The organism is Burkholderia sp. HMSC10F09 (assembly GCF_001806955.1).
Lineage (GTDB): Bacteria > Pseudomonadota > Gammaproteobacteria > Burkholderiales > Burkholderiaceae > Burkholderia > Burkholderia multivorans.
Genome location: NZ_KV786836.1, coordinates 1 through 9946 on the forward strand (window position 1 = coordinate 1; position 9946 = coordinate 9946).

At 69.0% G+C, this 9946-nt stretch carries 12 protein-coding genes; 7 read left to right on the plus strand and 5 right to left on the minus strand.

Annotation, left to right across the window (positions count from 1 at the left end; translation table 11 throughout):
• Positions 1 to 114 precede the first annotated feature (114 nt).
• From HMPREF3115_RS21455 to HMPREF3115_RS21465, 3 genes are all read right to left on the minus strand, one after another.
• Positions 115 to 384 carry a hypothetical protein gene (locus HMPREF3115_RS21455; RefSeq protein WP_006407382.1) on the minus strand — a complete coding sequence of 90 codons (270 nt, stop codon included), beginning with the start codon at positions 382 to 384 and terminating at the stop codon, positions 115 to 117.
• Positions 385 to 486: 102 nt separating this feature from the next.
• Positions 487 to 1302: a family 1 encapsulin nanocompartment shell protein gene (locus tag HMPREF3115_RS21460; protein ID WP_006407383.1), complete on the minus strand. Its 816-nt coding sequence runs from the start codon at positions 1300 to 1302 to the stop codon at positions 487 to 489.
• Positions 1299 to 2360, minus strand: coding sequence for a Dyp-type peroxidase (locus HMPREF3115_RS21465; protein WP_070555950.1), 1062 nt, complete (start codon positions 2358 to 2360; stop codon positions 1299 to 1301). Before HMPREF3115_RS21465 ends, HMPREF3115_RS21460 begins: the two co-directional genes overlap by 4 nt.
• 408 nt (positions 2361 to 2768) lie before the next feature.
• On the opposite strand from HMPREF3115_RS21465, the gene HMPREF3115_RS21470 reads away from it, so the two are divergent.
• From HMPREF3115_RS21470 to HMPREF3115_RS21485, 4 genes are all read left to right on the plus strand, one after another.
• Positions 2769 to 3098 (plus strand): helix-turn-helix domain-containing protein, encoded by a 330-nt coding sequence (locus tag HMPREF3115_RS21470; RefSeq protein ID WP_059940592.1) that lies wholly within the window; start codon positions 2769 to 2771, stop codon positions 3096 to 3098.
• Between the two features lie 31 nt (positions 3099 to 3129).
• Positions 3130 to 3582, plus strand: coding sequence for a phosphate-starvation-inducible protein PsiE (locus HMPREF3115_RS21475; RefSeq protein WP_035957035.1), 453 nt, complete (start codon positions 3130 to 3132; stop codon positions 3580 to 3582).
• A 73-nt stretch (positions 3583 to 3655) separates the two neighbouring features.
• Positions 3656 to 3847, plus strand: coding sequence for a hypothetical protein (locus HMPREF3115_RS21480; protein WP_006407388.1), 192 nt, complete (start codon positions 3656 to 3658; stop codon positions 3845 to 3847).
• 102 nt (positions 3848 to 3949) lie between these two features.
• Positions 3950 to 4405, plus strand: a complete 456-nt coding sequence (locus tag HMPREF3115_RS21485) for a DUF1269 domain-containing protein (protein ID WP_070555952.1) — start codon at positions 3950 to 3952, stop codon at positions 4403 to 4405.
• A 327-nt stretch (positions 4406 to 4732) separates the two neighbouring features.
• On the opposite strand, the gene HMPREF3115_RS21490 is transcribed toward HMPREF3115_RS21485, so the two are convergent.
• Complete coding sequence (locus HMPREF3115_RS21490; RefSeq protein WP_006398879.1) at positions 4733 to 4951, minus strand: DUF6566 family protein; 219 nt, start codon at positions 4949 to 4951, stop codon at positions 4733 to 4735.
• A 214-nt stretch (positions 4952 to 5165) separates the two neighbouring features.
• Between HMPREF3115_RS21490 and HMPREF3115_RS21495 the strand changes: the two genes are divergently transcribed.
• The 3 genes from HMPREF3115_RS21495 to HMPREF3115_RS21505 all read left to right on the plus strand — a co-directional run bounded on the left by HMPREF3115_RS21495 (position 5166) and on the right by HMPREF3115_RS21505 (position 8249).
• Positions 5166 to 5702 carry a DUF1269 domain-containing protein gene (locus tag HMPREF3115_RS21495; RefSeq protein WP_227747520.1) on the plus strand — a complete coding sequence of 179 codons (537 nt, stop codon included), beginning with the start codon at positions 5166 to 5168 and terminating at the stop codon, positions 5700 to 5702.
• Between the two features lie 140 nt (positions 5703 to 5842).
• Positions 5843 to 6931: a phosphotransferase gene (locus HMPREF3115_RS21500; RefSeq protein WP_070555954.1), complete on the plus strand. Its 1089-nt coding sequence runs from the start codon at positions 5843 to 5845 to the stop codon at positions 6929 to 6931.
• Positions 6921 to 8249 carry an aspartate aminotransferase family protein gene (locus tag HMPREF3115_RS21505; protein ID WP_070555956.1) on the plus strand — a complete coding sequence of 443 codons (1329 nt, stop codon included), beginning with the start codon at positions 6921 to 6923 and terminating at the stop codon, positions 8247 to 8249. Before HMPREF3115_RS21500 ends, HMPREF3115_RS21505 begins: the two co-directional genes overlap by 11 nt.
• Before the next feature lie 20 nt (positions 8250 to 8269).
• On the opposite strand, the gene HMPREF3115_RS21510 is transcribed toward HMPREF3115_RS21505, so the two are convergent.
• Positions 8270 to 9742 (minus strand): MocR-like pyridoxine biosynthesis transcription factor PdxR, encoded by a 1473-nt coding sequence (locus tag HMPREF3115_RS21510; RefSeq protein ID WP_070555958.1) that lies wholly within the window; start codon positions 9740 to 9742, stop codon positions 8270 to 8272.
• Positions 9743 to 9946 lie beyond the last annotated feature (204 nt).

Below are 9946 nucleotides of genomic sequence, written 5' to 3' on the forward strand. Positions count from 1 at the left end.
TGTGTCAGGGGCGGGTGCGCGCGCGGCGCAACCGCTGTGCGTCGCGCAAGCGGCGACGAAGAGGGCGGCTTGCATGGCGCGAGCCGGCCGGCGCTCGCGCGCGACGCGGCGGCGTCACGCGTCGAACGTCATCGCGAGCCGCTGTCGCGCGATCTGCTTGACGCTCGCGGACAACGCGGCGTCCGACAGACCGTCGGCCCATACGGAAAAGGAATCTTCGATCAGATTGCGCGTGTCGGGCGGCAGTTCGGCCAGCATCAGCGACACGACGGTGAACAGCACGGCGACCTCGGCGGCCCGGCTGCCGGCGTTGGCGTCGACGGTTTGCTTCAGCCCGTCGACCGCGGCTTGCAGCTTCTGCATTGCATCATTCGTATCGCTCATGATTCCCTCCATGCGGGATGGGTTCGATCGGCGACGAACGGGCGGCCGTCGTGCGGCCGCAAAGCGCGCGACGCCGGGCCGGCATCGCGCGCGGGCGGCGCATCAGGCGGCCGTGCCGGCGGCCGGCGCGACCGCGACCGACGCTTCGCTCGTCAGCATCAGGAACGTCAAGGTTTCGCGCAGATACAGGCGAACGACCTTGTCGGTGTGGCTCGCATAGCCGATCGACACGTCTTCGCCGAGATGAAGCTCGTAATCGCCGCCGCGCGTCGACAGCACGCAGCCGCCGCTGATCGCCGGCGCCCAGACGATCTCGCCGCTGACGATCCGCTTGATGTGCTCGATGACCGGATAGCCCTGATCGCGCGCCTCGCTGAGCGCGGTATAGGCATCGGCGCCGAGCAGCACCGAGTACGGGCCGTCGACGCCCGCGAGGCGCAGCGCCTCGAGCGCATCGCTGATGGCGTCCGGATAGGCGCCGACGTCGCTCGGCAGCGTGAGCTTGCGGTTCGACGTGCCTTCGCGGATCCCGACGATGCCGGCGGCCGGATAGCCGTCGAAGATCGCGCTGTCTTCCGCAAACGCGAGCCGCTGCGCGGCTTCCTTGGCCGCCTGCCAGTCGGCGTCGCGCGCACCGCGCTCGACGCTGTCGATCGCGGCGCGGTCGAGTTCGAACGGCACCGTCAGCTCGACGATCGTGCGCACCTCGCGCAGCCGCGCATCGACGTGCTCGCGCGGCGCCGCGACGTCGCGCAGGTGCCCGGTGCCGACGGCCGAGAGTTCGGGGCCCTTGGGGCCTTCGACGTCGACCACGCGGCGGCCGGCCACCGAACGCTTGAAGGTGCGCGCGACTTCTTCCTCGATTTGCTCCCAGGCGGCGCTGGAGATCGGCGCGAGTTCGCGGTGCAGATTGTTCATACGCTTTTGACTCCTTTGAGCGATCCGATTTTCAGCGAGCCGTCGCGGTGCGGCTCGTTCGATGACGGGGCGGCCTCGGCGGCCTCGGCGGGCGCGGCGCGGTCGGGCAGCGCGTCGAGCAGGTCGGCCGACGGCACGAAGAACAGCGAGCCGGTAACCGCGCGGCTGAAATCGAGTAGCCGGTCGTAGTTGCCCGGCGGGCGGCCGACGAACATATTCTCGAGCATCTGCTCGATCGGTGCCGGCGAGCGCGCATAGCCGATGAAATAAGTGCCGAATTCGCCGGCGCCCGGCCGGCCGAACGGCATGTTGTCGCGCAGGATCTTCACTTCCTTGCCGTTCTCGTCGAGCGTCGTCAGCGAGCTGTGCGACGACGACGGCTTCACGTCCGGCGCCAGTTCGATGTCGGACAGCTTCGTGCGGCCGATGATGCGCTCCTGCGTCTCGACCGGCAGCGCGTTCCAGCCGGCCATGTCGTGCAGGTACTTCTGCACGATCACGTAGCTGCCGCCGGCGAACGCCGCATCCTCGTCGCCGATTACCGTGAAGTCGACCGCATCGCGGCCTTCCGGATTCTCGGTGCCGTCGACGAAGCCGATCATCGCGCGCTGGTCGAAGTTGCGAAAGCCGTGCACTTCGTCGACGACGGTCACCGCATCGCCGAGCGCGGCGAGCAGCTGCGTCGCGAGCTCGAAGCAGAGGTCCATCGCATCGGCGCGAATGTGCAGCAGGATGTCGCCGGGCGTCGCGATCGCGACGCGCTGGCCGGCGCCGAATTCGCGGAACGGATGCAATGCCGCGGGACGCGGTTCGCCGAACAGCGCGTCCCATGCGTCCGAGCCGAAGCCGCAGACGCACGACAGGTTGCCGCCCGGCACGCGCTTGCCGACCGAGCGCACGAGCGCGGCGATGTCGCCGCACCACGAGCGGATCGTGTCGGCATGCGCGTCGCCGGGATTGATCGTCGCGACGAGAAAGATCGCGCTGCGCCTGATCGGACTGTGGACGGCCTGGGAGAGCGGGGGACGTGTTTCCATTGCGGCCTGCCGGTCAGTCATGTCGGGAAGGACGGCGCGCGGCTGCCGCGGCGCGCGAACGGAAACGGATGAACTCGGTCATGCGACTGTTCTCTTGTATGACATGCGGATGAAACGCGCTGCGTACGGTCGCAACGCGCAATGCGGCGCAATCGCCGCGCATGCGGAAAAGCGATGCACGCGGGCGCGGCGCATGCGCCCGGTGCGCGACGTTCGCTTCGCATCGCGCGGTCGAGCCTGCAATCTAGCAGCTTCGGCGAGTCTTTGGAACACGTATCGCCGATCTGTCCTGCGAATGCACAAACCATGCACCGAATCCATCGTGCCGATGCGCGGCTGTACTCCTGCCGCACGCTCGGCTGTGCTCTTGTTTGTGCAGGTGGCGTGCAGTAGATTGGGTTCGCTCGGCCGCCGACGAGGAGCACGACGATGAATCTGCTTGAAGCGATGCGCATCTATGTTGCGGTGGTCGAGCACGGCGGACTGCCCGGTGCGGCGTCCGAACTGAAGCTCGGCGCCGCGCACGTGAGCGACCGGATCGACGGCCTCGAACGCTATCTCGGCTGCCGTCTGCTGTTGCGCTGCGCCGATGACGGCGTCGCATGCACCGATGCCGGCATCGCGTTTCATCAGTGTTGCGTTCGCACGCTGTCGGCCGTCGACGATGCGACGGCCGATGCCGGCATCCGGCCGCCCGACGCACACGTCGCCGAGGCGCGCCGCGCTGCGCCGCACGCGCTGCATGCGGCGCGTCGCTGAGCTGCGCGCGTTTTCCATCGAATCACGAAACATGCTGAATACGTCCACCGTCGCCTGTTCGCCCGCCGAGCGCATTCGCCGCCGCTTCGGCCATTTTCTCCATGCGGCCGAACTCGCGGGGCTGATCGTGATCGGCCTCGCGACGGCGTTCGCGATGGCGCAGGAGGCGTGGAAGGTCGTGCTCGCGGGCGAGGTGTCGCTGACCGACCTGCTGCTGATGTTCCTGTATCTCGAAGTGCTCGCGATGGACGTGCGCTATCTGCGGCTCGGCCGCCTGCCGGTGCGCTTTCCGCTGTTCATCGCGATGACGTCGCTCGCGCGCGACCTGATCCTGCGCGGCGCGACCGACAGCCCCGAGCGGATGCTGATGACGACGTTCGGCATCGTGCTGCTCGCGCTCGGCGTGCTGATCCTCAGTTTCGGCCAGCACCGGTATCCGGCCGAAGTCGGCGACGTCGAGGACGATGTGCGTGCGAGCCGGTGATCGAGCACGCGCAAGCTTTCGGTTGGCAAACGGCACGGCGTCGCGGCGCGACGCGCACGACGGAGGCTCACGCATGACGACGAACGCGAACGACTTCGCGCGCGCGATCGACTTGCAGCACGCGGCCGAGCAGGCGTACCGGCAGGCGCGCGCTGCGCACGACGCGGCCGGCGCGCAGCCTGAACCGGCTGCGGCGATGCAGGCCGCGGCCGCACGTGCGTATGTCGATGCCGCACGCGCCCGCGAACGCGCAACCGGCATCTGAACGCACGCCGGCCGCGCGGCTGCTGCTTCGCGCCGGCCGGCAAGCACCCGCGCCGAACCGTCGCGCCGCGGCGGGGCGCGCCTTGCAAACGAGAGGGATCGGATGAGCAAGCAACTGATCGTTGCCGTATTCGGCAGCGCGGACCTGGCCCGACGCGCGGCGAACGATTTCGACGCGTTGTCGGAGAAGAACGAAGGATTCGCGATCGACAACGGTGTCGTCGTCGAACGCGATGCGGCCGGCAAGCTCGCGGTGCTCGACGCCCAGGCGCGGCCGTTTCGCGGCGGCGCGATCGGCGCGATCGCCGGCGCGCTGCTCGGCCTGCTCGCGGGCCCGCTTGGCGTCGTGACGGGCTTGGCCGCCGGTGCGGGCGCGGGCGTGCTCGCCGATGCGGCGAGCAGCGCGCTGCTCGACGGCCGCTTCGTCGAATCGGTCGCGGTCACGCTCGCGCCCGGCAGCGCCGCCGTGATTCTCGAGGCGAAGGAAGCGACGCCGTTCTCGGTCGACAACGTCGTGACGGGATTCGGCGGCAAGGTGATGCGTCAGGCGCTCGGCTGAGCGCAGCGCGTCGATGCATGCCGATCGCGAGGAAGCGATGCAGATCGGACAGACATGGCGAGGACGCAAACGGCTTCGGTAACGTTGCGTACGCAACGAATGTGCGCAAGCCTGACGGGAAACGGAATGGACAAGTATCTGGTCGACGCACTGCTCAACGCGATCGCCGAGCGCAACATCGGTCATCGGATCGTCGATCGCGACACTGCCGGCTCGACGTCGGTCGACGCTGGACGACGTATCGCGGCCGATGCGCGACGCGTTCGATGCGGGCCGCTGCGTGCGCGCGCCCGCGCGGCTTGGCGGCGAACGATGAGCGCGCCGCGCTCAGCGGTCGTGCGTCTTCAGCATGATGCGCCCCTGGTCGAGGCCGCCGCGCAGCGCTTCGTCGCAGGTGAGCCATTCGGGCGTGACGAGCTCGGGCGCCGGCAGGTCGACCGGTGCGCCGTCGCGGAAGATCCGCACGTGCGCGACCCACGCGCCGCGTTCGTTGCGCGTCGCCTCGACGCGAATCTCGTGACCCATGAACATTTCGCTGGCGTGCATCGTTCGAAACCCTCCATCGATCGTGATCGTCGGTTCGGTGCGACGATCGTACCAGCGCCGCGCGCGCGTTGCATCCGAAGCCCATGACGACCGTCATCCGATGGGCGAGGCGGATCGCCGTTGCGGCAGTCGCGACGCAGGCATGCCTCGCGGACCTGCCGCCGGCGTCGCGACGCACCTCTAGCCGGAGTTGCCGATCAATACGCTGATTGCATTGTCCTACCCCGATCTCGACACGGCGCATCGCGCGCTCGCGGCGCTCGCCGCGCTGCGCGACGCACGGACGGTCGCGCTGTCGGGCGTCGTGATCGTCGAATGTGCGGGCGACGGCAGCCGGACCACGCACGCGGCCGATCCTGCGCACGTGTCGCACGGCTCACTGCTCGCCGACGCGTTCGCGCGCATCGACGCATCGCTCGATGCGCTGCGCGATCGGCCGATCGACGATGCGCTGATCGAGCGCGTCGGGCGCAAGGTTCGGACCGGCACCGTGACGGTCGCGTTCGCGGTCACGCAACTGGACGTCGCCCGGCTCAGCGCCGCGCTCGCGTCGTTCGGCGGCGACGTGCTCGACACGACGCTGTCGCTCGACGACGAGCTGAAGCTCGTCGAGGCGATCTCGAAGGCGCGCGACGGTGCAGCCGACGCCGAGCCCGGCTCACGGCCGACGCCCGCCGCCGCAACGGGATGGCCGAACGTCCCAGCCAGCCGCCGCAGCCACCGCCGTCACGAAAGTGGCCTTATAACGTGATGACAAGTGGCTATTCGCCATAAAGCCAGTGTGCTCTAGAGTTCGCTCGACATCCATACGACGAGCGAGGGCGAACATGACGCGCGTGAAGGTCGATTCATCGAGCGGCGGGGGCGCATGCCGGCCGGCAGGAGGCGACGATGCATGATGCTGCCGCCGGCCCGCTCAGGCACGACACGCTGTTTTCCGTCGCATCGCCGCGCATCGGCATCGACGAAGCGGAGGCGCTGGCGGCCGACGCGTTCGGCATCGTCGGCACGGCGAGCGCGCTGGCGAGCGAACGCGACCAGAACTTCCGCATCGACGCGGCGGACGGCGCGTCGTACGTGCTGAAGCTCGCGCATCCGGCCGAGCAGGCGGGCGTGACGGAGTTCCAGACGTTCGCGCAGCTGCAGGTGATCGAGGCCGACGCGGCGCTGCCGGTGCCGCGGCTGATGCGCGACCGGTCGGGCCGTTACATTCACTGGCGCGACGTCGCGGGCGAGCACGCGCGCCAGGCAGTGCGGATGATCACGTTCGCGCCCGGCATCCCGCTGCATCGCGTCGAGCGCTCGCGACGGCAGCGCCGCGCGCTCGGTACCGCGCTCGGCCGCTTCGACCGCGCGCTGCGCGGCTTTACGCACGCGCATGCGGGGCACCGGCTGTTGTGGGACATCCAGCATCTGTCGCAGCTGCGCCCGCTGCTCGACTACGTCGACGGCGGCGAGCCGCGCGCGCTCGCGCGCCATCTGCTCGACCGCCACGACGCACACACCGCGCGCCGCATGACGACACTGCGGCGTCAGGTGATTCACAACGATCTGAACCCGTACAACGTGCTCGTCGACGAGACCGACACCGACCGCATCACCGCGATCCTCGATTTCGGCGACATGGTGCACGCGCCGCTCGTCAACGAGCTCGCGGTCGCGTCGTCGTATCAGCTTGCCGATACGACGAATCCGCTCGAGACGGCCGTCGAGTGCATCTGCGCGTACCACCGCGCGAACCCGCTGAGCGGCGACGAACTGGCAGTGTTGCCGGAGCTGATCGTCGCGCGGCTGCTGATGACGGTACTGATCACCGGCTGGCGCGCGCGCGAGCATCCCGAGAACAGCGCCTACATCCTGCGCAACAACGCGCTGTCGTGGACGGGCCTGCACCGGCTCGCCGCACTGCCCGACGGCGACGCGGCGCGCATCATCGGCGACGCGATCCGCCACGAACAGGAGAATCTTCATGCGCAGTGATCCGGCGATGCTCAACGCGTTCGACCCGCAGCGCGCATCGGCACTCGACGCGCAGGCGCGTGCGCTCGTCGAGCGGCGTGCGCGCGTGCTCGGGCCCGCGTACCGGCTGTTCTACGAAACGCCGCTGCACATCGTGCGCGGCGAAGGCGTGTGGCTCTACGACAGCGCGGGCCGCGCATATCTCGACGCGTACAACAACGTGGCGTCGATCGGCCATTGCCGGCCCGAAGTCGTCGAGGCGATCGCGAAGCAGGCGGGCACGCTGAACACCCATACGCGCTATCTGCACGACGGCATACTCGATTACGCGGAACGGCTGCTGCGCACGATGCCCGACGCGCTGTCGCAGGCGATGTTCACCTGCACGGGCAGCGAGGCGAACGATCTCGCGCTGCGCATCGCGAAGCAGTACACGGGCGGCACCGGCGTGATCGTCACGCAGCTCGCCTATCACGGCGTGACGGCCGCGATCGCCGAGATCTCGCCGTCGCTCGGCCGGCACGTGCCGCTCGGCCTGCACGTGCGCGCGGTCGCGCCGCCCGATACGTATCGCGGCGACGACGCCGACGTCGGTGCGCGGTTCGCACGCGACGTGCAGCGCGCGATCGACGACCTCGTGCGGCACGGCGTGCGGCCCGCCGCGCTGATCGTCGACACGCTGTTCACGAGCGACGGCGTGTTCGCCGATCCGCGCGGTTTTCTGCAGGGTGCGGTCGCGGCGATCCGGCAGGCCGGCGGCGTCTTCATCGCGGACGAAGTGCAGGCCGGCTTCGCGCGTACCGGCTCGAAGATGTGGGGCTTCGAGCGGCACGACGTGGTTCCGGATCTGGTGACGATGGGCAAGCCGATGGGCAACGGTCATCCGATCGCCGGTCTCGCCGCACGCGCCGAGGTGCTCGAGCGGTTCGGCAAGGACACGCGCTATTTCAATACGTTCGGCGGCAATCCGGTGTCGTGCGCGGCGGCGGCCGCGACGCTCGACGTGATCGTCAACGACGGTCTGCAGGCGAACGCGAGCCGGATCGGCGCGTATCTGCGCGAAGGGTTTCGCACGCTCGCGCGCAAGCACGACCTGATCGGCGACGTGCGCGGCGACGGTTTGTTCCTCGGCGTCGAGCTCGTGCGCGGCCGCCACGCGAAGACGCCGGCCGAAGACGAGACGCAGCGCGTCGTCAATCTGATGCGCGAGCGCGGCGTGCTGATCAGCGCGACCGGCGTGCGCGGCAACGTGCTGAAGATCCGTCCGCTGCTGCCGTTTACGCAGGAACACGCGGATCTGCTGCTCGCGGCCGCCGACGGCGCGCTCGCCGCCCTGTGACGGTTCGCGCGCAGCCGCGGCTACGTCGCCTCGAGCGTGCGCGCATACGCGCGCCCGAGCCGCTTCACGCCATCGCCGATCGCGCTTTGCGCGACGCCGCCGTAGCCGAGCACGATGCTGCGATCGGCGAGCGCGTGCGGCGCGACGAAATGCGGCCGGCCGAGAATCAGACCGTCCGCGCGCGCGACGTCGGTCAGCGCACGCGTCGACACGTCCGCATCGAAGCTCGCGAACAGATGCAGTCCCGCGCGCGCGTCCGACAGCCGGATCGAGCTGCCGAATTCCGCATGCAGCGCGTCGCGCAGCAACTGCTGACGCTGCGCGTATTCGATCCGCATCCGCCGCACGTGCTGCGCGAAGTGGCCGTCGTCGATGAAGTCGGCGAGCGCGGCCTGGATGTGCAGCTGGCCGGGGCGGTACAGCTTCGCGCAGGCCTTCGCGAACGTGTCGGCCAGATGCGCGGGCACGACCAGATAGGCGATGCGCACGCCCGGATACATCGCCTTGCTGAACGTGCCGCCGTAAATCACGCGCGCGTCGCTGTCGAGTCCTTGAAGCGACGGCAGCGGCATGCCGTCGTAGCGGAATTCGCTGTCGTAGTCGTCTTCCATCACCCACAGGTTCCGCGTGCGTGCGCTCTGCAGCAGTTCGAGCCGGCGCGACAGCGGCATCACGGCGCCGGTCGGATACTGGTGCGACGGGCTCGTCACGACCAGCCGCGCGCGCGCCGGCGTATCGATGTCGTTCAGCGACAGGCCGGCCGCATCGATCGCGCTCGCGACGAGTTCGAGGCCGGCGGCCGACAGCACGGTCGGGAACGCCCAGTGACACGGGTTCTCGACGATCGCGACGTCGCCCGGATCGGCGAGCAGCCGCGCGCAGAGATCGATCGACTGGTGCGTACCGGACGTGATGATGACCTGCTCGGGCTCGCAGACGACCGAGCGCGAGATCTTCAGGTAGCGCGCGACCGCGGCGCGCAGCGGCGCGTAGCCGCCGTCGAGCGCATAGCCGGACAGCGACAGGTCGCCCTTGCCGATATGCCGCGCGATCAGCCGGCGCCATACGTGAAACGGGAACATCGGCGTGTCGGCGACGCCGGGCACGAATGGGCCGTAGCTTTGCGTGACGCCGCCCGGCAGCCGGTCGAGCATCGCGCCGCGCTGCGACAGCGTCATCGAATGGCGCGTATGCACGATTTCGCCGGGGCCGCTCAGCGGCCGCGGGCTCGTCGGCGCGACGAACGTGCCGCTGCCGGTGCGCGCGACGAGATAGTTCTCGGCGATCAGTCGATCGTAGGCGAGCGAGACGGTGATCCGGGAAATGCCGAGTTCCTGCGCGAGCGTGCGCGACGACGGCAGTTTCTGCCCCGCGGCGAGCGTATGATCCAGCACACCGCGCCGCACGACGTCGTAGATCCGGTGCTGCAGCGTATCGCTGCCGCCATCGGACAATGCGCGCGCCAACAGGTCGGTCAACAGGACGGCTCGCATGAAATGGCATTATCATCGAGTGCGATTTGGCTATACAGGCTATAGCCATTGATTGCTATAGTCAATTCACGCGCGCGGGGTAACCGGCGGCCGCCGAATACGTAGAACGAGAACGGCGCCGGCATGCGCGCGATGCATCGGACACGGCTTCGCAGGAGACCAACAGAATGAAGGCCGATGATGTGATCGTCAGTTTTCGCGGCG

Bases quoted from the DNA above. Each gene is read 5' to 3' on its own strand.
- HMPREF3115_RS21455 (WP_006407382.1), bottom strand. From the start codon at position 384: ATGAGCGATACGAATGATGCAATGCAGAAGCTGCAAGCCGCGGTCGAC.
- HMPREF3115_RS21460 (WP_006407383.1), bottom strand. From the start codon at position 1,302: ATGAACAATCTGCACCGCGAACTCGCGCCGATCTCCAGCGCCGCCTGG.
- HMPREF3115_RS21465 (WP_070555950.1), bottom strand. From the start codon at position 2,360: ATGACTGACCGGCAGGCCGCAATGGAAACACGTCCCCCGCTCTCCCAG.
- HMPREF3115_RS21470 (WP_059940592.1), top strand. From the start codon at position 2,769: ATGAATCTGCTTGAAGCGATGCGCATCTATGTTGCGGTGGTCGAGCAC.
- HMPREF3115_RS21475 (WP_035957035.1), top strand. From the start codon at position 3,130: ATGCTGAATACGTCCACCGTCGCCTGTTCGCCCGCCGAGCGCATTCGC.
- HMPREF3115_RS21480 (WP_006407388.1), top strand. From the start codon at position 3,656: ATGACGACGAACGCGAACGACTTCGCGCGCGCGATCGACTTGCAGCAC.
- HMPREF3115_RS21485 (WP_070555952.1), top strand. From the start codon at position 3,950: ATGAGCAAGCAACTGATCGTTGCCGTATTCGGCAGCGCGGACCTGGCC.
- HMPREF3115_RS21490 (WP_006398879.1), bottom strand. From the start codon at position 4,951: ATGCACGCCAGCGAAATGTTCATGGGTCACGAGATTCGCGTCGAGGCG.
- HMPREF3115_RS21500 (WP_070555954.1), top strand. From the start codon at position 5,843: ATGCATGATGCTGCCGCCGGCCCGCTCAGGCACGACACGCTGTTTTCC.
- HMPREF3115_RS21505 (WP_070555956.1), top strand. From the start codon at position 6,921: ATGCGCAGTGATCCGGCGATGCTCAACGCGTTCGACCCGCAGCGCGCA.
- HMPREF3115_RS21510 (WP_070555958.1), bottom strand. From the start codon at position 9,742: ATGCGAGCCGTCCTGTTGACCGACCTGTTGGCGCGCGCATTGTCCGAT.